This window comes from Nocardia sp. NPDC050713, assembly GCF_040654315.1.
GTDB lineage: Bacteria > Actinomycetota > Actinomycetes > Mycobacteriales > Mycobacteriaceae > Nocardia.
This window is the reverse complement of the sequence record NZ_JBFAHS010000004.1, coordinates 119,326-144,300: the sequence shown is the minus strand read 5'-3', so window position 1 is coordinate 144,300 and position 24,975 is coordinate 119,326. Positions and strand designations below refer to the sequence as shown.

The 24,975-nt window shown below is 67.6% G+C and carries 25 protein-coding genes and 3 pseudogenes; 14 read left to right on the top strand and 14 right to left on the bottom strand.

Features of this window, described 5'->3' with window-relative positions:
• Position 1 precedes the first annotated feature (1 nt).
• The gene (locus AB0H49_RS09760) at positions 2 to 1,288 is read right to left on the bottom strand and encodes an NADH:flavin oxidoreductase/NADH oxidase family protein (protein WP_357249370.1); all 1,287 of its coding nucleotides are present in this window, start codon (positions 1,286 to 1,288) and stop codon (positions 2 to 4) included.
• Between the two features lie 106 nt (positions 1,289 to 1,394).
• Between AB0H49_RS09760 and AB0H49_RS09755 the strand changes: the two genes are divergently transcribed.
• A complete protein-coding gene (locus tag AB0H49_RS09755) occupies positions 1,395 to 1,976 on the top strand; it encodes a TetR/AcrR family transcriptional regulator (protein WP_355002685.1) in 582 nt (193 codons plus the stop codon).
• A 39-nt stretch (positions 1,977 to 2,015) separates the two neighbouring features.
• Here AB0H49_RS09755 and AB0H49_RS09750 read toward each other — a convergent pair whose 3' ends face one another.
• Complete coding sequence (locus AB0H49_RS09750) at positions 2,016 to 3,008, bottom strand: NAD(P)H-quinone oxidoreductase (protein WP_357249367.1); 993 nt, start codon at positions 3,006 to 3,008, stop codon at positions 2,016 to 2,018.
• Between the two features lie 269 nt (positions 3,009 to 3,277).
• Here AB0H49_RS09750 and AB0H49_RS09745 point away from each other — a divergent pair, with 269 nt between their 5' ends.
• Positions 3,278 to 4,102: a tachylectin-related carbohydrate-binding protein gene (locus tag AB0H49_RS09745; RefSeq protein ID WP_357249364.1), complete on the top strand. Its 825-nt coding sequence runs from the start codon at positions 3,278 to 3,280 to the stop codon at positions 4,100 to 4,102.
• Positions 4,103 to 4,252: 150 nt separating this feature from the next.
• On the opposite strand, the gene AB0H49_RS09740 is transcribed toward AB0H49_RS09745, so the two are convergent.
• Entirely contained in the window at positions 4,253 to 6,187 is a 1,935-nt protein-coding gene (locus AB0H49_RS09740; RefSeq protein ID WP_357249361.1) for a hypothetical protein, read from the bottom strand.
• Positions 6,188 to 6,366: 179 nt separating this feature from the next.
• On the opposite strand from AB0H49_RS09740, the gene AB0H49_RS09735 reads away from it, so the two are divergent.
• From AB0H49_RS09735 to AB0H49_RS09725, 3 genes are all read left to right on the top strand, one after another.
• Positions 6,367 to 6,840, top strand: a complete 474-nt coding sequence (locus AB0H49_RS09735; RefSeq protein WP_357249358.1) for a hypothetical protein — start codon at positions 6,367 to 6,369, stop codon at positions 6,838 to 6,840.
• 162 nt (positions 6,841 to 7,002) lie between these two features.
• The gene (locus tag AB0H49_RS09730; RefSeq protein WP_355002680.1) at positions 7,003 to 7,488 is read left to right on the top strand and encodes a hypothetical protein; all 486 of its coding nucleotides are present in this window, start codon (positions 7,003 to 7,005) and stop codon (positions 7,486 to 7,488) included.
• A 298-nt stretch (positions 7,489 to 7,786) separates the two neighbouring features.
• Positions 7,787 to 8,272: a DUF1877 family protein gene (locus AB0H49_RS09725; protein ID WP_357249355.1), complete on the top strand. Its 486-nt coding sequence runs from the start codon at positions 7,787 to 7,789 to the stop codon at positions 8,270 to 8,272.
• A gap of 33 nt (positions 8,273 to 8,305) precedes the next feature.
• Here AB0H49_RS09725 and AB0H49_RS09720 read toward each other — a convergent pair whose 3' ends face one another.
• Complete coding sequence (locus AB0H49_RS09720; protein WP_357249352.1) at positions 8,306 to 9,622, bottom strand: helix-turn-helix domain-containing protein; 1,317 nt, start codon at positions 9,620 to 9,622, stop codon at positions 8,306 to 8,308.
• A gap of 180 nt (positions 9,623 to 9,802) precedes the next feature.
• On the opposite strand from AB0H49_RS09720, the gene AB0H49_RS09715 reads away from it, so the two are divergent.
• Positions 9,803 to 10,720 (top strand): AMP-binding protein, encoded by a 918-nt coding sequence (locus AB0H49_RS09715; protein WP_357249349.1) that lies wholly within the window; start codon positions 9,803 to 9,805, stop codon positions 10,718 to 10,720.
• Positions 10,721 to 10,734: 14 nt separating this feature from the next.
• Here the strand turns inward: AB0H49_RS09715 and AB0H49_RS09710 are convergent.
• From AB0H49_RS09710 to AB0H49_RS09695, 4 genes and pseudogenes are all read right to left on the bottom strand, one after another.
• Positions 10,735 to 11,140 (bottom strand): annotated as a pseudogene (locus AB0H49_RS09710) (hypothetical protein); the annotation flags it as partial.
• 156 nt (positions 11,141 to 11,296) lie between these two features.
• A pseudogene (locus AB0H49_RS09705) lies at positions 11,297 to 11,389 on the bottom strand (YciI family protein); the annotation flags it as partial.
• Between the two features lie 7 nt (positions 11,390 to 11,396).
• Entirely contained in the window at positions 11,397 to 12,425 is a 1,029-nt protein-coding gene (locus tag AB0H49_RS09700) for a DUF6745 domain-containing protein (protein ID WP_357249347.1), read from the bottom strand.
• Between the two features lie 24 nt (positions 12,426 to 12,449).
• Entirely contained in the window at positions 12,450 to 12,776 is a 327-nt protein-coding gene (locus AB0H49_RS09695) for a hypothetical protein (RefSeq protein ID WP_355003701.1), read from the bottom strand.
• A 155-nt stretch (positions 12,777 to 12,931) separates the two neighbouring features.
• On the opposite strand from AB0H49_RS09695, the gene AB0H49_RS09690 reads away from it, so the two are divergent.
• The 5 genes from AB0H49_RS09690 to AB0H49_RS09670 are packed head-to-tail and all read left to right on the top strand — an operon-like array spanning position 12,932 to position 18,232.
• Entirely contained in the window at positions 12,932 to 13,912 is a 981-nt protein-coding gene (locus AB0H49_RS09690; RefSeq protein ID WP_357249344.1) for an STM4015 family protein, read from the top strand.
• Positions 13,913 to 13,915: 3 nt separating this feature from the next.
• A complete protein-coding gene (locus AB0H49_RS09685; protein WP_357249341.1) occupies positions 13,916 to 15,049 on the top strand; it encodes an STM4014 family protein in 1,134 nt (377 codons plus the stop codon).
• Positions 15,046 to 15,882 (top strand): STM4013/SEN3800 family hydrolase, encoded by an 837-nt coding sequence (locus tag AB0H49_RS09680; protein WP_357249338.1) that lies wholly within the window; start codon positions 15,046 to 15,048, stop codon positions 15,880 to 15,882. Before AB0H49_RS09685 ends, AB0H49_RS09680 begins: the two co-directional genes overlap by 4 nt.
• Positions 15,879 to 17,219 (top strand): STM4012 family radical SAM protein, encoded by a 1,341-nt coding sequence (locus AB0H49_RS09675; RefSeq protein ID WP_357249335.1) that lies wholly within the window; start codon positions 15,879 to 15,881, stop codon positions 17,217 to 17,219. The genes AB0H49_RS09680 and AB0H49_RS09675 overlap by 4 nt, the downstream gene beginning before the upstream one ends.
• Positions 17,216 to 18,232 carry an STM4011 family radical SAM protein gene (locus tag AB0H49_RS09670; protein WP_357249332.1) on the top strand — a complete coding sequence of 339 codons (1,017 nt, stop codon included), beginning with the start codon at positions 17,216 to 17,218 and terminating at the stop codon, positions 18,230 to 18,232. The genes AB0H49_RS09675 and AB0H49_RS09670 overlap by 4 nt, the downstream gene beginning before the upstream one ends.
• 7 nt (positions 18,233 to 18,239) lie before the next feature.
• Here the strand turns inward: AB0H49_RS09670 and AB0H49_RS09665 are convergent, their stop codons facing one another.
• Positions 18,240 to 19,259 carry an aldo/keto reductase gene (locus AB0H49_RS09665; RefSeq protein WP_357249329.1) on the bottom strand — a complete coding sequence of 340 codons (1,020 nt, stop codon included), beginning with the start codon at positions 19,257 to 19,259 and terminating at the stop codon, positions 18,240 to 18,242.
• Positions 19,260 to 19,406: 147 nt separating this feature from the next.
• Here AB0H49_RS09665 and AB0H49_RS09660 point away from each other — a divergent pair, with 147 nt between their 5' ends.
• Together AB0H49_RS09660 and AB0H49_RS09655 are read left to right on the top strand one after the other, a co-directional pair.
• Complete coding sequence (locus AB0H49_RS09660; RefSeq protein WP_355003694.1) at positions 19,407 to 19,991, top strand: TetR/AcrR family transcriptional regulator; 585 nt, start codon at positions 19,407 to 19,409, stop codon at positions 19,989 to 19,991.
• A 184-nt stretch (positions 19,992 to 20,175) separates the two neighbouring features.
• Positions 20,176 to 20,362, top strand: a pseudogene (locus AB0H49_RS09655) (glycine betaine ABC transporter substrate-binding protein); the annotation flags it as partial.
• 8 nt (positions 20,363 to 20,370) lie between these two features.
• Here AB0H49_RS09655 and AB0H49_RS09650 read toward each other — a convergent pair.
• The 4 genes from AB0H49_RS09650 to AB0H49_RS09635 all read right to left on the bottom strand — a co-directional run bounded on the left by AB0H49_RS09650 (position 20,371) and on the right by AB0H49_RS09635 (position 23,619).
• Complete coding sequence (locus AB0H49_RS09650) at positions 20,371 to 20,637, bottom strand: hypothetical protein (protein WP_067834619.1); 267 nt, start codon at positions 20,635 to 20,637, stop codon at positions 20,371 to 20,373.
• A gap of 930 nt (positions 20,638 to 21,567) precedes the next feature.
• Positions 21,568 to 21,708 carry a hypothetical protein gene (locus tag AB0H49_RS09645; protein WP_357249325.1) on the bottom strand — a complete coding sequence of 47 codons (141 nt, stop codon included), beginning with the start codon at positions 21,706 to 21,708 and terminating at the stop codon, positions 21,568 to 21,570.
• A 94-nt stretch (positions 21,709 to 21,802) separates the two neighbouring features.
• Entirely contained in the window at positions 21,803 to 22,447 is a 645-nt protein-coding gene (locus tag AB0H49_RS09640) for a response regulator transcription factor (RefSeq protein ID WP_357249322.1), read from the bottom strand.
• On the bottom strand, positions 22,444 to 23,619 hold the full coding sequence (locus AB0H49_RS09635) for a histidine kinase (protein WP_357249319.1): 1,176 nt from the start codon (positions 23,617 to 23,619) through the stop codon (positions 22,444 to 22,446). Before AB0H49_RS09635 ends, AB0H49_RS09640 begins: the two co-directional genes overlap by 4 nt.
• A 127-nt stretch (positions 23,620 to 23,746) precedes the next feature.
• Between AB0H49_RS09635 and AB0H49_RS09630 the strand changes: the two genes are divergently transcribed.
• Entirely contained in the window at positions 23,747 to 24,691 is a 945-nt protein-coding gene (locus AB0H49_RS09630) for an SDR family NAD(P)-dependent oxidoreductase (protein WP_357249316.1), read from the top strand.
• Here AB0H49_RS09630 and AB0H49_RS09625 read toward each other — a convergent pair.
• A complete protein-coding gene (locus tag AB0H49_RS09625; RefSeq protein ID WP_357249313.1) occupies positions 24,642 to 24,803 on the bottom strand; it encodes a LuxR C-terminal-related transcriptional regulator in 162 nt (53 codons plus the stop codon). The genes AB0H49_RS09630 and AB0H49_RS09625 overlap by 50 nt on opposite strands.
• Positions 24,804 to 24,975: the final 172 nt, after the last annotated feature.

Genomic DNA, 24,975 nt, shown 5'->3' with positions numbered 1-24,975 from the left:
TTCAGAGCACCGCCGCGCTCGGGTTTTCGATCTCCTGTCGCTCCTTCGACGCGAGCCATCGTGCGTAGCGCCGCAGCGCGCGACCCTGCACCAGCTGGTCCGCGAGCAGCGCGAACGCCGGGTGGACACCGAGTGCGGGATTGCTCCCGGTGGCCATTCGGCGCATCTGATAGCGGACGCGCGCCATTTCGGCGAGCGAGGCGAGCGACTTGTCCGACCAGGTCACCGGCTTCAGGCTCCCGGTCGCCGCCGAACCCTCACGCCAACGGTTCGGTAGATCCGGGGTAGCCGCGAGCGCCGTTCCCACGCCGATCACCGCGACATTGTTCGCCAGTACGCGTTCGGCGGTTTCGCGGCGGGAGATCCCGCCGGTCAGCATCAGGGGCAGCGCGCTGGTTCGGGCCAATTCGGTGGCCAGTTCCAGGAAATACGCCTCCCGGGCCGCGGTGCGTCCGTCGGCGGGGCGACCGTTCATGGCGGGGCTTTCGTAGCTGCCGCCGGACACTTCGACCAGATCGACGCCAAGCGTCGCGAGCATGCCGATCACCTTGTGCGCGTCGTCGGCGTCGAAGCCGCCCCGCTGGAAGTCCGCGGAGTTCAGTTTCACCGCGACGGCGAAACTCGACGACACCGCGGCGCGGATGGCGCGCACGATATCGAGCAGTAGCCGCGCGCGGTTCTCGAGCGAGCCGCCCCATTCGTCGGTGCGATTGTTGACCAGCGGAGAAAGGAACTGCGACAGCAGATAGCCGTGCGCGGCATGCACTTCCACACCGTCGAACCCGGCCCGCTCGGCCCGTCGCGCGGTGGTGGCGAAGCGCGTGATGGTAGCGGCGATCTGTTCGGGGGTCATCGCGATGGGTCGCCCGAATCGCTTGGAGTGGCGGCCTAGGTCGACCGCGATGTCCGACGGTCCCCACACGACTCCTGGCATGTTCGCCTGGACCTGGCGACCGGGGTGGCTGATCTGCATCCACATGGCCGCACCGGCGGCCTTGCCCGCCCGCGCCCATGCCGCGAACGGCTCCAGCGGCGTCTCGGCGTCGAGGACGATGCCGCCCGGACCGGTCAGCGCTTCGGCGTGCACCATCACGTTGCCCGTGATCAACAGGCCCGCGCCACCGGCGGCCCACCGTCGATACAGCGAGATCAGGCGCGCGTCCGGCAGTTGCGCCCGTCCTGCCATGCCCTCTTCCATGGCCGCTTTCGCGATCCGGTTCGGCAGTACCTGGCCGGATCGCAGCTGGAGTGGTGAGAACAACTCGTCTCCCGCGGAACCACTCGCCATGGGGGTCTCCCTTCGGTCAGTAATGTATACATCGTTCACATCGTGAGCGCGGCGCTAACATTAAGAGGTGCATGTAAGCGCTGTCAACACTTGTTAGGTTGTAGCCATGGCAACGTCGACCACGTCGTATCACCACGGCGATCTACCCAACGCGCTGGTGCGCGCCGCCGTGGAGCTCCTCGAGGAAGGCGGCGCGACCGAGTTGTCGCTCCGCGCGGCAGCCCGGCGCGCCGGTGTGTCCACCGCGGCGCCGTATCGGCACTTCGCCGACCGCAATGCCCTGTTGTCCGCCGTCGCGGCGGTGGGCTACCGGGAACTGGCCGCGTATCTGGCCGCGGCGCATCCCGAACCGGCCACGAAAGAAGGGCTCGCCGCCACCGCGATCGCCTACGTCCAGTTCGCGCTGACACGGCCGGGGCTGTTCCGGGTGATGTTCGCCGAGGGTTGTGATCCGACCAGCTCCGAGCGGGTTGCCGCGGTGGAGGCGATCAACGAGTACCTCAAAGCCATTGTGCGGCAAGCCTTTCCCACTGCCGATATCGACGGGATGGCAACGGCGGTGTGGGCGCTCGTGCACGGTCTCGCCTTCCTGCACATGGACGGCAAGTTCGAGGCCGCGCCCGCCGAGGCGGTTGCCGATCGGGTCCGCACGGCGGTCTACGCGGTACTCGGGCCCCGGGTCGGTTGATGGCCACCCGGGGTGCGGCGGCTCGGACGGCGTGCCGGGTCAGGGCTCGCGAACCGTGAGCACCACCTTGCCGACGGTCTCGGCGGAGTCCAGCAACGGGTGCGCCGCGGCGACATCGGTGATGGGGACTTCGGCGGAAACGACCGGCACGACCGTTCCTTCGGAGATCAACGGCCACAGATGCTTGCGCAGTTCGGCGATGATCTCGGCCTTCGAGCCCGGCCCGCGTTCCGGACGGCGACGCAGGTTCGTCGCGTGAACGGAGCCTCGTTTACTCAGCAGCACGCCGAGATTCAGTTCCGCGGTCGCGCCGCCCTGTAGTCCGATGATCGTCAGGTGGCCGTCCTCGGCCAGTGCCCGCACATTCCTGTCCAGGTAACTTCCGCCCATGATGTCGAGAATTACGTCCGCGCCTCGATATTCGGTGGTCATGACATCTACGAAATCCTGTTCGCGGTAATTGATCAGTGTGCTCGCTCCCAGTTCCCGGCTGCGCTCCAACTTGAATTGCGATCCCGCCGTCACCGCTACGTGAGCGCCGAGCGCTCGGCCGACTTGAATCGCGTGCGTGCCGATTCCGCTGCCGCCGCCGTGAATCAGCAGGGTGTGTCCGCTGCGCAGGCCTGCCGTCATCACCAGATTCGACCAGACCGTTGCGGCGGTCTCGGGCAGCGCCGCCGCGGCGGTCATGCTCACGCCCTCGGGCACTGGAAGCAGTTGGGTGGCGGGCACGTTCACCCGTTCGGCGTAGCCGCCGCCTGCCAACAGTGCGCACACCGCATCGCCGGGCTGCCAATCCGTCACGCCCGCACCGACTTCGGCGACGAAACCGGAAATCTCCAGGCCGAGGATGTCGCTCGCGCCGGGCGGCGGCGGGTAGAGGCCGTAGCGTTGCATGACGTCGGCGCGATTCACCCCCGCGGCCACCACGTCGATGGCCACCTCGCCCGGACCGGGCGCGGGCAGCTCGCCCACCGGGGCCCACTTCATGACCTCCGGTCCACCGAAGCTGTCCAGCGTCACCGCATACATCTCGAATTTCCCTTCCGTCGACAATCATGTGTGCATCGCTTACATTACCCTAGTGTAAGCGGTGTCAACATAAAGGTTATCGATGTCACTGCCCTGGCGGCGGCTTCGGCGTCGGGTAATCACGGGGTCGTCGACGGATGCCCTGCGACCGGGCGAATAAACGACCGAACGCCGCTCACCTCGAATTTCCGTGGCATCTCGGCCGACGTGGAATACTTCTGCTGACTGGCAGCTCCGCGTTCCCCAATCGGCAACCGAATGGAGGATCGATGAGTGATCTCGGTCAAGTCTTCTACTGGATCAAGTTCGACGGACGCTTGCAGTGGGCCCGTCACGACGGAACATCGGACGGCACGAACGGCTGGACGGGGCTCGGCGGAGGATTGAACATCGGCTCCGGCTGGGATGCCTACAGTTCCGTTTTCTGCGGTGGGGCGCAGGGAATCCTCTACGCGATCACGCCCGCGGGGGAGATGTACTGGTACAGCCACGATGGGTTCAAGGACGGTGCCGCGGCCTGGACGGCCGGGGATGGCGGTCTTTTGGTCGGTAGCGGTTGGAACGCGTATGTCCAGGTTTTCGCGGGCGGCAGGCGGGCGGTGGCGGGGCAGCCCAACGGTTTCGTCATCTACGGGATCACGCCCGAGGGTGATTTGCATTGGCATCGCCACGACGGGTGGACGGATAGGTCACCGGCGTGGACCGGGGGAGACGGCGGTCGGCACGTCGGCGGGGGATGGGACGTGTATCCGAGGGTGTTCTCGGTCGGTGGCGGCATCATCTACGGGATCACCGCCGATGGTGAGATGGATTGGCACCGCCATGACGGCTGGACCGACGGATCGCCTGTCTGGACCGCGGGTGAGGGTGGTCGACGGGTAGGTAGCGGCTGGAACGCGTACAGCCGGGTGTTCGGCTCCTACGACGGCAGCGGCCAGATCTACGGCATCGAGGGACACGACGACCTGGAGTGGCATCGACACGACGGTTGGCAAGCCGGGGAGCCGAGCTGGACCGCAGGCGACGGCGGCAAGAAAGTCGGCGGCGGATTCCGTGACGTCGTCTTCCCCGGACCCATGATCGCGCTCTCCTGAGACTCCGTCGATCACGGGCCTGTCCGAGGCGACCAGTCATTCGGATGCCTTGTCCAGTACCCGCACCGGCTCAGCGAAATCGCTTGCCGCCAGGGAGCGCTCGCTCCCGGAGCAGGTGGCCAGTCCGACGTCATCGGATTCGGTGCCGGTCTATGACGGCGTGTTGGCCTTCACCCATTCACGAAGCGTCTCGTGGCGGAATTGATAGGCGTCACCGGACACGCTCAGCAGGCCGCCGCGCCGCGCCCACTCGAGAAAACGAGCGGGACGGTCGGGAAAGGATTCATCGATCGAGAAGAGCACCGCGGCGGTGAGATAGCGCCCAGTGGCGACCCCGTACACCATGACGGCGACCAGCCCGAAATATCCGCCCGAGTACAGCGGCGCGAGGAGGCTGCCATCGGGTTCGCCGCCGAGTCGGTCCGCCGACGCGAAGCCGGCCCATATCGCCACCGCGACGAGTGCGCCGATGACCGCCGCGGCCGTCGCGTCATCGCGGACGAGGCGAGTCTCGTGCATGATCAACTTGCCCTTGTCCGCACTGTCCACCGACAACACCCGCACCAGCGCGTAGGCCAGACACCCCGGAAGAGCGAGCGCCACCAGCACCACCGCTTCGACAGCGGTGATGTCGGCGAACACCGCGAACACACCACACACCACCATCACGATGATCGCGAGCCAGGTCGGCTCCCATAGCCGGGACAGTGCGTGCCGCCACCACGATCGTCCCGGTATCCGCCATGCCAGCCGACGCCCCTCGACATCCGGCAGCCAACCGACGGGAATCGCGATCACCAGAGGGAATGCGAGCCCCAGCCAGGACCACCACCCCTCGTCCAGCCAAGACGGCTCCTCATCGACCGCGACCAGAAACGACGGAAGCAAGCCGAGAAGCGCTACCAGTCCACAGACGAGTCCGTAGAGGGCGCGACAGCGGACCGGTCCAGCCAGCTCCCACACCTCGTCGAGCCGTATCGTGGTTCCGTCGCCTCCGGTGGCGCCGCGCTCATCTAGACGCCGCGCGAGAGTCGCCAGCCATCGAGTGACCTTGTCGACGTCGTAGTGCTCATACGGTCCGTCGCGGTCTCTGCCGTCCACGGCCGCGGGTATCTGCTCGGCGAGCAGTCTGGCGCGAACGTCGTCGGCTTCGGTGCTCCGCGCGAGCCGAGAGGCGATCTCCGGGTCGTGCCGCTGGGCGGTGTCGGCAAGAGCGAGCATCCAAGGGGTTCGCAACGCGGTCGCCAACGGCCCGGTGGACTCCCGTTCGACCTGGCCGATCACTTCGCTCCACGCGTCGTCGGCCACGTCGTCATCCGTCTGCCGCTGCTTCAGGTAACCGATGATCTGTTCGTGGCTGAACGATCCCATCGTGATCGTGGCCGCGCCGACGAGGCGAGCACCACCGGGCTGCTGGCGCAGTTCCTCGAAATCCTCTGTGCGACATAGCACCACCAGCGGCCGATGCCGCCACGGCACCTCATTGATCCGGGCCAGCGCCGCGTGCGCGGCCTCGACGGATTCCATCTCGTCGAGTCCGTCGACCAGCGGCAGGATGAGACCGGCATCGACCAGAGCTTTCGCCACGCGCCGGTGCAGCCGATAGTCCGAGCCGAGCCGTTCGGCCAGCCACCGCGAGAACAATTGCTCGCCGTTCCACCCTGCGGCGTTGACGCGCACCGGAACCGGCTCCGCCGCTCGGGCCGCGTCACCGAGTTCCCGGCGGCGATCGAGTAGCCCGAGAACCAGGTGGGTCGCCGCGACGGTCTTACCGCTGCCCGCCTCGCCGAGCAGCAACACCCGCCGAACCCGCAGTCCCTGTACACATTCGGTGATCCGCGCCACCGCCACCGGCGTGGTGTCGGTCTTCGTTCGCACGGTGATCTCGACGGCCAAGTTGGGATCCGTTGGGCCCGCCCGCAATTGATCCCGCAGTGCGGTCTCCCGCCGCCGGACGTCGTCGGCCAGTTCGTCGGCGTACCCGGCCAGCGACGAGTGGGAAACACTCGGTCTGATCCACCTCCACGCGGGGCGAGCCGCGCTGACCCCGAGCCGCACGACAGCGCCCTCCGCACCGGTTGTCACGACGTGATCGTCCCACCTGCAGCCCAGCTTCGCAGCCACATCGGCTGTGGGTTCGTGCGGCGCGCCGGGCGTCGGATTCGCCGCATGCGACCGGGGTTCTGCCGGACGAGCGAGAACGCCTGAACCCCAGCCGACCTGCGGCTGACGTGACTGTCGTGAGGTGGGATAGGTTGGCGGCCATGAGGAGTCGCGATGAGGTCACGCACCGAATCGATCAGGTGTTCGCGGGCTCGCGGCCGCTCACCGAGGACGAACTCGCACCGCCGAGCATCGACGCGCCGTACGTCATCGCGCATTTCTACGGCCGCACGCGGGCGGACATCGATCGCGAGAGCTTCCTGCCCGGTCTGCACATGGAAGATTTCGCGTACATGACCGCGCAGGCCGTCGAGTACTACCTCCCGGCGGTGCTGAAGCTGATGCTGATCGAACCGTACGACTTCGAGCTCTGGATCCACCTCAGCGGCTTTCTCCGCGGTGCGCGACGCGACGACGAGACGACCCTGCGCGGCCTCCACCCCGCGCAGCACGCGGCGATCGCGGACCTCCTCGAGCTCTTGTCCCGCGAGATCGACGAGATGATCGGATTCGATCGCAAGGACGCCGTGCAGCTGGCGCGGCTCTATCGGCAGCTCGCGGACGCCGCGACGTAGCCGATGCCGCCGGATCAGCGTTGAAGCTGAGAGCCGCAGAGCTGTAACGGCTTTCGATCTGCTTCGAGAGATCGTCAACAGCGTCTCTTCCGAATGTTACAGTGATTTCACTAACGCAACTGCTGTGGTAACAACGGTTGCCGGTGACCCGACAAAGCGGTCATGACTCTCAATCGCAAGCAGCTGCAACAGTTTTCGGCCCGTGTCGGTGTGATCGCAGCGGTGACCGCCGCCGGGGCGGTCGGGCTCGCGGCGCCGTCTTCCGCCATTCCGCACGAACCAGGCGCTCCGTTCACGCCGACCCTGACGCGCCTGGTTCCGACCAGCTGCTCCGCGATCATCGACGCGGTCACCGTGCCGCAGGAGCAGTCCGGCACGTTCGGCGTGCGGGTGAAGGTCACCCAGACCGGGGAGGCCTGCGCGGACTGGAAGGTCGCCGTGCGCTTCAAGAACCTGGATACCGGGTACGCGGACGGGCAGCAGCACCGCGTCGTGAACGGTGTCGTCCAACACACGGTGGACGGCGTGATCGTCGGATTCGGCACGGCGCCGGGCGTCGGCCGGGTGGAGGCGCGGATCGTCGCGCTGGACTCGAACGACAGGGAGATGGAGCAGATCTCGGGTACGGCGACGTTCACCCTGAGCTGAGCACGCGTGCCGTGTTCGGTGATCGCTGGACACGGCACACTCGGCGGTCGATCGCTCTGCGCGATCGACCGCCGTGGCGCAGTTCCCAGCCGCTTTTCCAGTGGGACCCGGAGGCTGTCGAGCTCGAAGGGCCCGACTGCTGGCCGCAGGTCGAGAAGCTCGATCTGGCGCGCCTGAACGCACGCCGAAGCATCGGCCAGCCGTACGATGCGCGAGAAGTGTCTTCTGCGCCCGTCCGGGCACGGTTGCGTTGCGCCGAAGACCCTTGTGCACCTGTCGAACAAGAGGAAGAGAGCCCGTGGCACAGGCGACCTGGCTGCAAGCGGTGAGCAGCGATGAGATCCACGCACTCCGGCAGGATCCGACCAGCATCAACAGACTCGACAAGCCCGGCCACTACCGCACCCACTACGCCGCCGCGCTCAATTACTTCCTCACCGGGGAGGCTTGGCCCGGCCCCGAGGACCACGAGCTGTGGTCCGTGGTCGGCGGTGCCGACAGCATCGCCTGCTCGACCCTGGAGAACGGGGCTTTCTCGGTGGTGTCGCCGGATCAGGCGACCGCGCTCGCCGCACGTCTTGCCACGGTCGACGTGCTGGCCGTCGAAACCGCTGTCAGGCGAGCCGATTTCGACGAGTTGGTCGACGAGCACCAAATCTACGAACTGGAGCTGATCACACCCGAGGAAGGTCCGGGAATCATCGTCGCCGAACTCGAGGGACTCACTGCTTTCTATGCCAAGACCGCGGAGTCCAAGCTCGGTGTCGTGATGTACACGACCTGACTATGCGGGGACAGCCGCTCGCCGATGGGCGCCCTACTGGTTCGGGTCCGGCCACAGAACAGCCGGGCCGTACCAATGGCACGCCAGCAGCGCGAGTTCGACGTCGAGCCGGTCGGCGCCGATCGGTCGCCCGCGTCGGGCGACGGCGCGTCCGATCCGGTATTTGACGGAGTTGGCATGCAGATTCAGCTCGGTAGCGGCGGCTTTGTAGCTGGATCCGGTACCCAGGAATATCCGCAGGGTGTCACGCAGGCGTTCGTCGTGCTCGTCGTCACCGGCCAGGTTGCCGAGCACCTCGCGCACCCAGTCGCGGGTCTCGGCGACGGCGCCGCCCAGTAGTGCGGCAGTCATCAGACCGGGGTCGTCGGCGGCGACGACGATGGACGAGGACTGTTCGCGTGCCAGGGCGACGGAACACGCGCGCCGGGCGCTGTGATGGGAGTTGCGGAAGCCGTCGATTCCCGCGGCTATGGTGCCGATCGCAACGTTCGGGTGGTCGCGGTGGGCGGTCACGAATGTGCGTACATCGGCGACCAGGTCTCCCGGCGCGGTCCGGTACGGCAGCCAGGCCCAGACGCTGACCTGATCCGCGGCGACGACCAGCGGGCTGGACGCGACGGCAACCGCGTCCCCGAGTTCGCGGACGAACCGCTGCAGGCGCGGTATCGCATCGCTGTCGGTCTCAGCCTCGGGGTACCACAGCACGAGCGCCAGGTGTTGCCAGCGCAGCGGATACCGGATCGCCTCGGTCACCGCTTCCACATCGACGCTCTTGCGGCCATCGAGTACCTCGCGAACCCGCACCGCTCGGACGCTGTTCTGGCTTTCCATCCAGCGCTCCCGCTCGTCGCCGTAGATCGCCACGACCTGTTCGGTGATGCGGTCGCTGAAGTCGAACAGAGTCACGGTGATGCGTTCGATCACGCTGATCCGCTCGGCCGGGGGAATGGCCAGTGTCTGCAGTTCCGCGAAGATCAGCTCGGTTATGCGCCGCTGCCCGAGCCGGTAGGCGCGAACAAGGGCATTGACCGGTACCCCGTGCTGGGCCAGGCGTCTGGCGAACTCCACGGCGGCAAGCGGAGCCCGGACATCCGCGGAGGGAAGGTCGTAGCGCAAGGCGCGCAGAATGGTGGCGACGTTGGATTCGACGCTGGCGGCGAGCAGATCAGCGGTGCGCGGATTGCCGCGAAGCTCGGTGATGCCGTCTTGCAGGTAGGCGCAGATGACCGCGCTGACATCGGTCACCCGGTCGTTCATCCGGGCGGCTATCGCCGCGATGAAGCGGTCTGTATCGACATCGTCGTGACGCGCGGTGGTCACGCTCTCAACCCTAATCTCCGCCCACCCCACATCGGCACCGCGCCGCCATGAAGAGGCGTTACGTCGCGATCGACACCGGGCAGATCAAGGCGTCGGCTTGTCCTCGAGCGACAACAGATGCCGCGAAGTTCATCCACGCACGACGGTGTCGAGCGACCCCGGTACTCCTACCGTTGGCGCCATTCCGACACCCCATCCCGAGGAACGACCATGAACCTCGCGACCCTCCCGGATTGCCGTGCCGCCACCGCGCCACACGCCGCTGCCGTCGCCGATGACAACGCCGACCTGAACAACACCGAATTCCTGACCGCCGTCCGGCGGGCCACCACATCCCTGCGCGCCGCGGGAGTCTCGACCGGCGACGTCGTCGCGATCATGCTGCCCAACACAGCCGCCCTCGTCGTATCCCTGTTCGCCACCTGGCGCCTGGGTGCCATTGCCACACCCATAGACCCCGCGCTGCCCGCCGAAGACGCCAGCCGCCGAATGGCCTGCACGAGCGCCAAGGTCCTCATCGCCGTAGACGAACCTGCCTACGCCTTTCCGGTCCGAACCGTGATACCCGCAGACCGGCTCACCACAGCACAGTCCGACACCGCCAAGCCCGCCCAGGCTCGGGACGACGCACCGGCACTACTCATCCACACCGGCAACGCCGCCGGGGATCCGAAGGTCGTGACGCTCGACCACCTGAACCTCAACGCCCTGTGCCGATTGGCGATCGAGATCTTCACACTCACCGACACCGACCACAGCCTGTCGATCCTGCCGCTGTTCCATGTCAACGGCATCGCGGTGGGCGCCGTGTCACCACTGCTCGCCGGTGGTCGCACCACCGTCGCCGGCCCATTCAGTCCCACCACGTTCTTCGCCCGGATCGAATGCAGCAGGGCCACCTACTTCACCGCCGACCCGATCATGTACTCACAGCTGTCCGATCTGCCCGCCGAGATACAGCCGAACACCTCGTCCGTGCGGTTCGCCATCTGCGGCGCCGCGCGAGCCGGCGTCGAACTGCGGACCAAGTTCGAACACCGCTACGGCATACCGATCATCCACGACCACGGACTGACCGAGGTACCTGCACGAGCACGCTCCGTCTGTCCAACAGCACCTTCGAAATAATGCGACCCGTCGGGTCAGATGTCCCAGACAGCTGGAACGCAACAGAAGGCGTTGCGGTGGCCACGTGGCAGATGGAGGGGACGGCGGTGAGTGGCCACCAGCGCCTCGCGGCTGGCCGCCAGGCGGACCACGCTGTGGCCGGGGGTGTGCCCGCAGGTGCGACAGGCGACCACCCCCGGCGCCACCTCGTGCTCGGTCTCGAACGGCCGCAGCCGACGGCGGTACTCCTCCTGGTGAGCACTACGTCGGTCACGGATGCGGCGGCGATTCCGGCGGCCTCCAGTCGCCCGGCCAACCGCCCGCCAGCCGCGTTCCTGACCTCTCAGGTCAGTACACCTAGCCCAGCGTCGATGAGCACAATCCGTCGCCGCTACGCACCACGACAACGTTCAGCGGCCACTCGAGCAACTCCGGCGGCAGTCAGGTCCGCCGGGTCGGCGTTGTAAGGCGATCGTCTCGGCTGCGATCGGTAGCACGGTGTGTGAGGCGGCGATCTCGGTGGTGTTCGCCCCGATGCGGCCCGCCATGAAGCGCTGCGAGGCGGGCGGGATGATGATGTCGCCGGTGGGAATCAGGTTCGACGGCGCGCTCGTACGAGTCGACGTCGATGATCATCCAGCCCGCGATCAGGTCCTTGGTCTCCGCGAACGAGCCGTCGGTCACCGGTGGTGGCGTTCTACGTCTGCCGGAGGGGCTCGTACTCCTCGGCGCTGAGTCCGAAGGTCCACGCGACGCCGGCGCGCGCGGTCTCGGTATCCGGCGGCACCCGCAGCCAGTAGGTGCGACTGGTGCCGTCGGGTTCTGGCGTCGAGTTGATCACCTCCACCATCACCACGTCCTCGTCGCCGTCGAGTTCGATCCGCCAGAGCACGCCGGTCTCGTCACGGTGGATCGGTCGCGCACCGGATTCGTCGAGGTAGCGGTCGTAGCCGTAGTACTCGAGCATCACTCGGCGCAGTTCGGCGTTCTCCTCGTCGCGGATGCGCTCGGCCGTCAGTGCGCGCAGATCGTCGAGGAATTCGGCGGGAATCGGCATGCCGCGCCAGGCGAACAGGGCGAATCCGTCGGCGTAGGCGAGGGCTGGGCCGTCACCATTGTCGAGCCGTCCCGCTTCGTCGCGGTGCAGTGCGGTAGGCCGCTCGCTGATCACCGCGATCTTCTCGTAGGGCCACCACCAGCCGGCTTCGCGGGCGATGCTCGCCGCCGCCGCCAACGGCTCACCGGGCTCGGTGCCATACGCCGACAGCCACGCGGCGTCGTGCTGACCGAGGACGGCATCGAGCAGCAGCAGGCGAATCGCGGTCTGCTCCTTGCGGTTACCGGCCACCTCCTCGATGACACCGGCTCGGATTCGGTCGACCACGGTGGCGGTCTGCTCCCAGAGATCCGCGCCGGTCTCGCGCCAGTGCGCACTGAAACCCGTGGGGCCGAGTTCGGCGTCGACGCGTGCGCGTTCGGCCGCCAGCGGGACGTTGCGCAGCGCCTCGCGCACCGATGCGCCGATGTCGCGCGCGGCCCGCAGAATTCGCACCGCCTCCAGGGGAGAGCGTGCCCACACGATGGTTTCCGGCGTATCGAGCCCGGCCTGCCGGTAGGCCGCCCGCACCGCCTCCTCGGTCACCGTCCGGTTCCCCGGCCCGGTGGCCGCCGACACCGAACGCCATTCGTCGCGCTTTGTCGTGTATTCGCTGAATCCTGTTGTCATCGAATATCTTTCGCCTTCGTCGTGTCAGTCCGCGACAATGCGGACCGAGCCGGGCACGTATTCTCGCTGGCGCACCACCCGGAACCACCCCTTCGGCAAGGTGATCGCCGCATGTTCCTCGTGGACGACGCGTCCGCCCTCGGGTAGATGCAGCAGCATCGGTCCCGTCGCACCGGATTCGCGGATCAGCTTGCCCGGCCCCTGCACGGCGTGCGCGTGCCCGGTGACCTCACCCAGCGCGAGCACCAACCGCCCGCGCGGGTCACGCGCCACCGAAGGGGCGTGCAGAAGTTCCTGCGGTACAGCCGTTTCCGCGAGGGGTGCGATCAGGACATCGCCTTGCCGATACATGAAGTTCCTCCCGTCCCGGCGCGAGTCCGGCGCCGTTCACCCCGCAGACCGTAGCGGCGGGCACCGACAAACTGCCCGGCTCGCTGCGGTGTCGGTGCGGCTTGGTAGAAACCTCGTGACGATCACGGCACTGCCAGAAGGGGCGGGCACATCACATGACCATCGGCGACCATTTGCAGGAGTTCGGCGGCCTGCCCGCCTTCACCTTCCCCGATGCCGAGACCGACGCGAAGAAGAAGCGGAAAAGCATTGCGTTGCCGGAGCCGGACGCGGTCGCGTGGCGTCTGAGCGTGGAAACCTATGACGCGCAGGAGACGTGGGTCGAGTGCTTCGCTCGCTTCCTCGGCGCGGTCGATACGACGAAGGTCACCACGTTGATCGTCGGTACGTGGGATGACGTGTACGGCAACGGGCCCGATGAGGTGATCGACGCGCTGTGCGCGGCGAAGGACCGGCTGCCCGCGCTGCGCGCCCTGTTCCTCGGCGACATCGTCATGGAGGAGTGCGAGATGTCCTGGATCAATCAGGGCCTGGTCACCCCACTACTCGAAACCTTCTCCGGCTTGGAGGTTTTCGGCGTTCGCGGCGGTCAGAACCTGGAGTTCTCCGCCGTGCGGCACGAACGCCTGCACACGCTGGTCGTGGAGACCGGCGGCCTGCCCGCCGACGTCGTGCGCGGCATCGGGGCCAGCGATCTGCCCGCACTCGCGCACCTGGACCTGTGGCTCGGCACCTCGGAGTACGGCGGAGACAGCGAGGTGGCCGACCTCGCGCCCATCCTCTCGGGGGACCGGCTGCCCGCGCTGAAGCATCTCGCCCTGCGCAACAGCGAGACCCAGGACGACGTGTGCGCCGCTCTCGCCGCGGCGCCCGTGGTGGCCCGGCTGGAGAGCCTGGACATCTCGATGGGCGTCCTCACCGACGACGGCGTGGCGGCGCTGCTGTCCGGTCAGCCGTTGAGCCATCTGAACGTGCTCGACATGCACTACAACTATCTGTCCGACGAGATGCGAACCCGGCTGCGCGAGACCTTGGAGCCCGCCGGGGTCCGCCTGGAACTCGACGCCGACGACGCGGAAGAGGACAGCGACGAGGAAGACGGAACCGTCTGGCGGTTCGTCTCCGTCGGTGAATGAGTCGTGTCCGTCTCGACACCGCCGCGCTGGGTGATCGTCGGTAACGGCGAGAACCGGCGCGTCGGCATGTTCACCGACGCCGCCCGAGCCATGGGGTCGGCGGACATCCGAGTGGTCGAATGGTGTGATGTGCTGAGCGAGGGCGGCGCCGATTTCAGCGACGACGAGATCGTGCGGCTCGAGTCACCCGGCGAGAATCTCGAAGTCGATCGACTGTTGCGGGGGAGTTCCGAGCCGACGCGAGTGGAGGGCTCCGCACGCTGGTACGCGCGCTTCCTCGACGCGGCGCGCTCGTTGCGCGGCGGTTTCCGGCTCGACGACACCGATGATCTGGCCGTGCTGTTCGACAAAAGGCGGTGCCACGCGTGGCTGGCGCGAGCGGGGGTGCCGGTGCCGTCCTCGCCCACTTCCGGCGGACGCGCCTCGGTGCGCGGCTGGGCGGATGTGCGGAGTCTGATGCGTGCGGCGGAGATGCCGCGCGTGTTCGTCAAACTCGCGCACGGTTCGTCGGCATCCGGGGTGCTGGCCGTCGAATCCGCCCGCGACGGACGGCTGCGCGCGACCACCTCGGTGGAGATCACACCGGAGGGACACCTGCACAATTCGCTGCGCGTGCGTCGCTACACCGCCGAACGGGAGATCGCGCACATCGTCGACCGGCTCGCACCGGACGGACTGCACATGGAACGCTGGATTCCCAAGGTCTCCCAAGGCGGCCGATCCGCCGACCTGCGGGTCGTGGTGATCGGCGGGCGTGCGACTCACGCCGTCGTCAGGACGAGCCGCACGCCGCTGACCAACCTGCACCTCGGCGGCGCGCGCGGCGATCTGGCGGACTTCCGCGCTGCCGCGGGCGAGCACTGGGCGACGGCACTGTCGATCTGCGAACAGGCGGCCGCCTGTTTTCCGGCGACCCTGTGTGTCGGCGTCGATCTACTGCCCGTCGTCGGGTGGCGGCGGTTCATGGTCGCCGAGGTCAACGCCTTCGGGGATCTGTTGCCCCGGCTCTCCGGACTGCCGGAGGGTCCGGCCGCCGGGCTGGACACCTACACGGCTCAGGTCGTCGCCGCGACAACTCGCTATCACCATGCCCGGCAACCCGATTCGCGGGAGACGCGCGAAGGAGTATCGCTGTGACGATCTCGCAGGCCACGGAGCCGGATATGAACGCCGTGATCGGCCGGGACGATCTCCTGTTGCTCACCCTCGACACCCTGCGCTACGACGTCGCGGCCGAACTGGCGGCAGCGGGGCGGTTACCGAATCTGAGCGCGTACCTCCCCGGCGGCGGCTGGCAGAAACGCCACGCCCCAGGCAATTTCACCTACGCCGCCCATCACGCCATCTTCGCGGGCTTCCTGCCGACACCGGCGACGCCGGGCCCGCACCCGCGGCTGTTCGCCGCGCGGTTCGCGGGCAGCGAGACCACCGCCGAGCGCACCTTCGTCTTCGACGAGCCCGATCTGGTCACCGCGCTGGCCGCGCGCGGTTATCACACGGTCTGCATCGGCGGCGTCGGCTTCTTCAACAAGCAGGGTGCGCTCGGCAGCGTCCTGCCGGGGATGTTCGCCGAGAGTCATTGGGAACCAGTGTTTTCCGTAGCCTCGCCTACCTCCTTCGAGGCGCAGGTGGCCTGCGCCGAGCGAGTGGTCGCGGCATTGCCCGCCGAGCGGCGACTGTTCCTCTTCGTCAACGCCTCCGCCCTGCATCAGCCCAACTGGTTCCACCTGCCCGGCGCGACCCGCGAGGCGGGCGACAACCGCGCCACCCACGCGGCAGCGCTGGAATACATCGACCGGCACGTAGGCCGGCTGTTCGACGTGATGCGTTCGCGGCGACGCTGTTTCGCCATCGTGTGTTCCGATCACGGCACGGCCTACGGTGACGACGGCTTCACCGGGCACCGGCTCGGACACGAATCGGTATGGACCGTCCCCTACGGTCATTTCTTCCTGGAGCCACCCGCATGACCCGCACGATCATCCTGCCCCGGCCGTATCAGAACTACGTCTACGCCTATCCGCACAAGACCGCCTACCGCGCGTTCGCTCCGCCGCCCGCGCTCACCGATCTATGGGCCGGGCAATCGCGGCAGGCGCTTTCGCTGTATCTGCACATCCCGTTCTGCGAGGTGCGCTGCGGTTTCTGCAATTTGTTCACCCGCGTCGGCGCGCCCGACGGTCTCGTCGGCCGCTACCTCGACGCGCTCACCCGCCAAGCCGAGGCTGTTCGTGCGGCACTGGGTGACGCCGAGCCCCCGCGTTTCGCCACCGCCGCGATCGGTGGCGGCACACCCACCTTCCTCGAAGCGGACGAGCTGACCCGGCTGTGCGACATCGCCGAGGACATCATGGGCGCCGACCTGCGCGCGATCCCGCTCTCGGTGGAGGCGTCGCCGAGCACGGCGACGGCCGATCGCCTCGCGGTCTTGGCCGAGCGCGGGACGACCCGGCTGAGTCTCGGTGTGCAGAGTTTCATCGAAGAGGAGGCACGCGCCGCCGTGCGGCCGCAACGACGCGCCGATGTCGAGGCCGCGCTCGGTCGAATCCGGGACACCGCCATCCCGGTGCTGAACATCGACCTCATCTACGGCATCGACGGTCAGACCGCCGCGACCTGGCTGGAGTCGCTCGACGCCGCACTGGCGTGGCGCCCCGAGGAGATCTACCTCTACCCGCTCTACGTCCGCCCGCTGACCGGGCTCGGCCGGCACGCCGATCCTGCTGTCGCCGAACGTGATTGGGACGAACAGCGGCTGCGACGGTACGTCGAGGGGCGTGACCACCTCCTGGCGGCGGGCTACGAGCAGGTCTCCATGCGCATGTTCCGCCGCCGCGACGCGCCGCCCCAGGGGCCGGACGATTACGCCTGTCAGACCGACGGCATGATCGGCCTCGGCTGCGGAGCGCGCTCCTACACCTCGGGAACGCACTACTCCTTCGATTACGCCGTCGCTCCGCGCGAGGTGCGCGCGATCATCGACACCTACGCGGCCACAACGGATTTCAGCCGCGCCGCCTATGGACGAGTGATCGACGGCGACGAGCCCGAGCGTCGCTACCTGCTGCAATCGCTGCTCCAGGCCGAGGGTTTCGCGGTGGCCGACTACCGGCTGCGTTTCGGCCACGAACCGCACGACCGCTTCGCCGCCGAACTGGACACCCTCGCGGAGCGGGGGTGGCTGGCCGACCCGCGATCGGGCCATTTACGGCTGACCGCCGAGGGTTTGGCCTACTCCGACGCCATCGGCCCCGAATTCTTCTCCCCGGCGGTACGTGCCGCCATGGCCGCCTACGAACACCGGTGACCGCGGTGGATCTCACCATTCTCTACCGCGGACCGCTGGCTTCCTGCGACTACGACTGCCCGTACTGCCCCTTCGCCAAACGCCGCGACACGACCGCCCAGCTCCGCGCCGACCGCGCCGCCCTCGAACGATTCACCCGGTGGGCGTGCGCGCAGACGGGTGATCGTCTCTCGATCCTTTTCACCCCGTGGGGCGAAGGACTCGTGCGGTCCTGGTACCGCCGCGCCATGATCGAACTGTCGCACCAGCGGCACATCGACCGCGTCGCCATCCAGACCAACCTGAGCTGCCGGACCGAATGGCTCGCCGACGCCGACCTCGAGACCGTCGCACTCTGGTGCACCTACCACCCCGGCCAGACGCCGTACGACCGCTTTCTCGACAAGACCGCTCGAGCAGCCAGCGCCGGTGTCCGTTTCAGTGTCGGAATCGTCGGGCTCCCAGAACATCTCGAGCATGCCCGCCGTCTGCGCGCGGACCTACCCGAACACATCTATCTCTGGGTCAACGCCGCCGAAGGGCACACCTACACCGACGCCGCGGCGGCCGACTGGACCGCTCTCGACCCGCTCTTCCCGTTCAGCCGCCATCCCCATCCCTCGGCCGGTCTCCCGTGCCGCACCGGATCCTCGGTCATCTCGGTGAACGGCGACGGCGACGTCCGCCGCTGCCATTTCGTTCCGGCCGCACTGGGCAACCTCTACGACGGCTCCTACCGAGCCGCCCTCGCCCCGCGAGCCTGTCCCCGCACCGAATGCGACTGCCACATCGGCTACGTGCACCTGGAAACCCTGCCGCTCTACGACGTGTTCGCGGGCGGAGTGCTGGAACGAATTCCCGGTCGGCCTACCCGTGTACTGGCCGAAACCGCGCTGGGACTTCCTGCGATCCCGGCGCGAACCGCGACGGCAACGCCCACCCGACAGCGTCGAAGCCATTCGTCGGCGCGAAACAACCGACAGCCTTCCCTGTCAGCTGACCACGAGAAGGCTGGTTCGTCCTATCGGTCGTGACCGGCGATCAGCGACGCCGCAGCGTGGCGTCGAGCAGGGCAGGGGGCGTGTCGTGCTTCTCGTCCGGGGCGAGGTCGACACCGGGAGCGACGATCGCGTCGATCGCGTCGAGCACATCGCTGGAGAGCGCGGTGTCGGCGGCGGCGAGCTGCGAGTGCAAGTGGTCCATGGTGCGGGGGCCGATGATCGCGCTGGTCACGGCGCGGTGTGCGGTGACGAAACCGAGTGCGAGCTGAATCAGCGTCAGACCGGACGCATCGGCGAGTTCGGCCAGCTGTTCGACGGCCGCCATTTTGGCCCGGTTGGACGGGATGCTCGTGTCGAAGCGTTGCGGCATGAACGATGAACGGCTGGTGGTGATTTCGCGGCCCTCGCGGATCGCGCCCGACAGCCAGCCCGAGGCCAGCGGGCTCCATGCCAGCACGCCGAGCCCGTACTGCTCGGTCACGGGCAGGACGTGAGTCTCGATGCCGCGCTGCAAGATCGAGTAGCCGGGCTGCTCGGTGACATAGCGGCTCAGGTGGTGCTCCCTGGCGGCCCACTGTCCTTGCACGATGCGGTACGCGGGGAACGTCGAGGAGCCGACGTAGCGGATCTTGCCCGCGCGCTGCAGATCGGTCAACGCCGACAGCGTCTCCTCGTCGCTGGTGCTCGGGTCCCAGCGGTGGATCTGGTAGAGATCGACATGGTCGACGCCGAGACGGCGCAGGCTGTTGTCCAACGCGGTGACCAGCCACCGGCGCGAACCGCCCCGGTGGTTGCGCTCGTCGCTCATCGGCATGGCCGCCTTCGTGGCCAGCACGAGGTCGTCGCGGCGGCCTGCGATGGCCTTGCCGACCATCTCCTCGGACTCCCCCTGGCTGTACCAGTCGGCGGTATCTATCAGGTTGATCCCCGCGTCCAGTGCGGCGTCGACCATGGCGGTGGCCTCGTCTTGGGTGGTACGTCCCAAACTGCCGAAATTCATCGCGCCGAGCACGAGAGTGCTGACCTGCACGCCGGTGCGGCCCAAGGTGCGGTACTGCATGAGGTGTTCCTCCGTGAGAGGTGAAGCGAGGGGGATTGGTGTCGGATCGCCGGTGCTGGCATCCTGAACAAACGGAACCTTGTTCCGTCAAAGAACATACGGAACATTGTTCCGCTTGGCAAGCGGAGTCATGGAGGTAGGTGCGTAATGGCCGATACCGGCGGATCGGGATCGTCGGCCCCGCGGAAGCGGGCCGACGCCCGGCGTAACGAAAAGACGCTGTTGGACGCGGCCGCGGCGGCTTTCGTCTCGTCCGGCGTCGACGCACCCGTGCGCGACATCGCCGCACGCGCGGGTGTCGGCGTCGGCACGATCTATCGTCACTTCCCCACACGCGCGGATCTCATCGTCGCCGTCTACCGGCACCAGGTCGAGGCCTGCGCGGAGGCCGGTCCGGCACTGCTGGCCGACAGCAAAACGCCGCACGCGGCCTTGGCGCGGTGGATCAACCTTTTCGTCGACTTCCTGGTCACCAAGCACGGCTTGGCCGAGGCGTTGCAGTCCGGCGATCCCACCTTCGAGGCGCTGCACAGCTATTTCCTCGACCGTCTCGTCCCCGTATGCACCCAGTTGCTCGACGCCGCTGCGGCAGCCGGCGAGATTCGCCCCGACATGGAGGCCTACGAACTCCTGCGCGGCGTCGGCAACCTGTGCATCGGCGCGGGCAACACCCCCCGCTACGACGCGCGACGCATGGCCGAACTCCTCATCGCAGGACTGCGCCGTAACTGAGGCGAGGTGGCTGCGATTTCCGGAGGCGCGACTGGCAATGGGTGGGCGGCCCGACCCGCAAACGGAACATCGTTCAGTGCTCCGGAGTGGCGGGTGAAGTGGCCGGGTGTAAGGCGTCCGCGGTCGACGACGGGTACCTGGATTACGGCGCGAGGAAGTGGCGTACCAGCTGGGGTGAGATGTCGGTTACGCACTCGCGCGCAGCGCGATCATCGGCGAATACCCGGCACTGCGCGCTCTGCTCGGCACCATCTCCGAGCGCCTCACCGACCAGCTCATGCAGGATCTCGACTTACCGCGTCGACATCGACGGAGAAGACCCTGCCGATGTCGCCTACGACTGGCTCCGCAGCGAAAAGCTGGTCGAATAGCGCAGCTGCTAGAGGGCGCAGCCGATCACACGGGCATCCTCGAGCGGAACACCGTGCCTGTTCACACAGTCGATTGCGTCGTCGACCCCCATCAGGCGCCACCCCACCGGTGCGGAGTACTTGAACATGTACACGACCGGGTGCAGGGTGCCTTTCGGTTGGCTCAGCGCCGTCGCATAGTTCCCGCTGCACCGCGCATTCTGGAGATCGGCCAAGGGAATGTCGGGCGATGCCGTCATTCGCAGCGTGGTGATGAGGTATTCGCGGGTAACCACCGCGCACGGTGCGGCCGTGGTCGGTGCGGCCGTGGTCGGTGCGGCCGTGATCTCCGGCGCCGGCGAGGTAGCCGGCTCCGGCTCCTCGTCGGCAGGTGATGGGTGTCGGTCGTGGGCGCGACGGTTCCGGGGGCGGGGGCTGTGCCCCGAGCGGATGTGGAAACGGTGCTCGATGCCGAAGGGGCGGCATCGGAGGCGCCTTCGCCGCCGCACGCCGTGAGAGCCACCACAAGGGTGACCGCCGCGGTCGTGAGCAGAACAGATCGGGTCATATTTTCCTCCGCCCTAGAGGCCGCCCAACTGGCGGCCGCTTCCAGATCATCTGAGCGCGTGAAGATTTCATTACAACCGCGAACAATGGTGGAACTCACAGAACGAATCCGAAGGGGGGGACATCTTCGTGAACACCGACATGCGAGAGCGTGGCCGTGTCATCGAATCGCGCGCGTCCGCGGTCGGCGACAGCCGCAGCCAGCTGGTCGCTGGCGGTGGTGTGGTGGAGGGGGGCCTCGGGCCGGTGTGTGTTGAGCCAGCGTCGCCAGTTCACGCGCACGCCACCCCAACCCCGCACCATCCGGCAACAGCAACGGCAGCAGCGCCCAGGGCGGGTGTGGCGGTCAGCGGCACAATGGAAGTCATGTCTCGACCACCGCGGCAACACATCGTGCGTCTCTATCCCAAGGTCGGGGTGGCCGGGAGCCTGCGGGTCGGCGTGCTGGCGTCGATCATCGCGGAAAACTTGGTGCACCGCTGGTGGCTGCGCACCTTACGTTCCACCCGCCTGAGCGCACGTCGCAGCGCGGTGCGTGCCCGCTGGCGGTACCGGTCCGAGCCGCCACCTGAGCGCTACCTTCCGACCCGCACCACTGTCGTCGGCGAGAATTTCCGGCTGCTGGGCGAACGGGTCGACGCCGAGTACGGGCTGTCGCTTCAGCCGTTGAGGTTTTCGAAGATGTCGCACAGGGTGACGGGGTTGGCGTATTCGTTGCCAATGTTGGATCGGCCGCGGCGAATCAGCCAGAGGCTGTTGATCCCTCGGCTGCGCGAGCCTAGGTTCGGCAGAACCACCATCCAACAATTTCCAGCCATGGCCGTCGCGCGCCGAAGCGGTCCTGCGGGTCGCCGTGCAGATGCTCGCAGTAGTGGGCCAGCTGGGAGACACTACCTAGTATCCGCGAAGCCCGAGGGCGGCCAGCCGGACCCGATTGGTGGCACCGGTTTTGGTCATCAGGTTGGTGATGTGGGTCTTCACGGTCGTGATGCCGACGTGCAGTCGGTCGGCGATCTCGGCATTCGACAGGCCGTCGGTGACCAGCTCGAGGACCTCGGATTCCCGGGCTGTCAGTCCGAGAAAGGAAGGAGCGGAAGGGGTTTCGCGATAAGTGTGGGCGATCAGCGCGGAATCGACCACGCGGCCGAGCACGCCGGGGGAGAAGGGGCGGTCGCCGGCGGCGGCGCGGCGGATGCCGTCGAGCAGGTCGGTCGGTGAGGCATCCTTGACCAGGAATCCGCAGGCGCCCGCGGACAGCGCCGGATAGAGGTGTTCGTCGTCGTCGAAGGTGGTCAGGACCAGCACGCGGGTGGCCGGTCGTTCGGCGAGTATCGTTGCGGTGGCCCGGGTTCCGTCCATTCCCGGCATTCGCAGATCCATCAGCACCACGTCGGGGCGGGTGCGGCCGGCAAAGCGTACGGCGTCGGCGCCGGTGGCGGCCTCGCCCACTACTTCGAGGTCGTCCGCGGTTTCGCACAGCATGCGCAGTCCGGCACGCACCAGTTGCTGATCGTCGACGAGCAGCACCCGGATGGTCACGACGCTCGTCCGGGAAGGTGGGCCGCGAGCCGCCAACCGGTCGCACTGGGCCCCGCGGTGAAGCTGCCGCCGAGTAGTTCGACCCGCTCGGCCAGACCGATCAGGCCGACGCCGCTCGGGCGCGACTTCGGGTGGCCGTTCGAGATCGTGCTGTCCAGGGAGAAGTCCACGCCGTCGATTGTGTCGATCACCAGCCGTGCCGAGGCATCGGGTCCGCCGTGCTCGACCACGTTGGCCAGTCCTTCCTGCGTCAGCCGCAGCAGAGTGAGCGCCGACAGCGCGTCGACCGTGGCGACATCGCCGATCTCGTTTGTCACCACGTTGCCGAGTCGACGCGTGCGCAGCACCGCTGTCTCGATGGCCGTGCGCAGATCGCCCGGTGCGACGAACGATTCACCGTCGGCGTCCGGATCACGCAGTATCGTCACCAGCTTTCGTAGGTCGGCGAGAGTCTCCTTTCCGCTGGCGTGAATGTCGTCGAGCACTTCCCGCACGGCCGGGGAGGCCCCCGGCATGGCATGCCGCGCCACTCCCACCCGCAGCACCGTCGAGGACACGTGATGCGCGATGAGGTCGTGCAATTCCCGCGCGATGGCGGTGCGCTCGGCCATCCGCGCCGCCGCTACCTCCGCCGCGCGATGCATTCCGAGCTCCTCGGCGGCCTGGCGCGCTCGGACGGCGCTTTCGAGCGCACCGCGGAGCAGCCCGCCGATCAGCAGCGGCACCCCGGCCATCACCAGCGCGCGGTATCCGGTCGCGCCGAGCCCGCCGTCATCGTGCAGCAGGTAGGCGCAGACGAGTGCGGCGGCGCCAAGCCACGGCCGCCAACTCCCATGCCGAGCCGCCAATTCCGTGAGCACCACGGCGGCGCTCACCTTGACGGCCAACGGTCCCGTCGTCCCGAACTCGAATCCGACGGCCAACAGCGCTGTCGTCAGCAATGAGGCCTCCAGCGGTCGCCACAGCGCGATGGCCGTAGCAGCCACCGCGGCCACCGCAATCGCCCAATCGAGGACCGTCACCGATTCGGTCAACCAGATCATGCACCCGGCTGCCAACGCCAGGAGCACGGCCAGCCGTACCGGGAGCGAGCGCACCGAGAGCAGCCACTCGATGCCACGGGTCACGCCGGTCGCCTCCGAGCGTGCCACGCCGGTGTCCGGATTGCTCACGTTCACATCATGCCCCTCGCTGTGCGCGCTGATCTCCTCCCTGAGGAGGAGACGGCTCGTTCCGACGGCCGCGGGAACGGTCCCGCGGGTCGATCCGGCCGACCGCGGCATCGGACACAGTCGATGCATGACCGATGACGACATCACACCATCTCCTGCCCCAGAGCCGAGCAGGCGCCGGCTACTCGGCGCCATCGCCGCCACCGGCGTCGCGGCAGGCGCTGCCGGATTGGCCGCCGGGGTCGCGCTCGGTGCGGACACCAATCCGCCGCACGCGACGACCGCCTTGCGCCGCTTCGAGAACAGAGTTGTCGTGATCACTGGCGCCACCTCCGGCATCGGTGCGGCGGCGGCCCGGTTGTTCGCGGCCGAGGGGGCCCGAGTGGCATTCTGCGGCAGACGAATCGAGCGTGGCCGCGCGGTGGAGCGCGCGATCCGCGACGCGGGCGGCGAAGCCACCTACTATCGCGCGGACGTGCTGGTGGAGGACGACCTCCGCGCTTTCGTGGACGCGGCAGCCGCGAAATACGGCGGACTGCACGTCGCCTTCAACAACGCGGGCATCACGATTCAGAAGCAGCTCCACGAATACAGTGTCGACGAATTCGATCGAGTCGTGAACACCAACCTGCGCGGCACCTTCCTCGCGATGAAGTACCAAGTGCCACACATGATCCGCGCGGGCGGCGGCACCATCGTCGTCACCTCGTCGTCGAATGCCATCGCCACCGATTCCCAGCGCAGCGCTTACACCGCGAGCAAACGCGGCCTGGTCGGCTTGGTGCAGTCCGCCGCGCTCGACTACGCCGACGCGGGCATCCGGGTGAACGCGATCGTCCCCGGCACCACCGACACCGAGTTGGTACGCAATCTCAGCCCGATCGGCGGACTCCCGGACGACGCCTACCAAGTGGCGATGCGCCAGTGGGCGAAGTCCAACGTGCCCGGTCTCGGTAGGCTTGCGACGCCGGAGGAGATCGCGGCGTTCGCCCTCACCCTGGCCGCGCCGGAGCACCAGTACCTCACCGGGGCGCAACTGGTGATCGACGGTGGGAAGACGGCGCACGCCTGATCGCTACCTGGTTGGTGGCACCGGTTTGGGTCATCAGGTTGGTGATGTGGGTCTTCACGGTCGTGATGCCGACGTGCAGTCGGTCGGCGATCTCGGCATTCGAACTCCTCATCGCAGGACTGCGCCGTAACCGAGCGGAGGCGGCCGTGGCTTTCGCGCGCGACCGATAACTGCGTGAGCGGATCGACCCACAAACGGAACAGCGTTCAGGACTTGGCACGTGGTGGCGTGCGTCTCGGTTCGACGGCATCTCTTCGATAGGTCGCCGTGGCGACCGTTGCGAA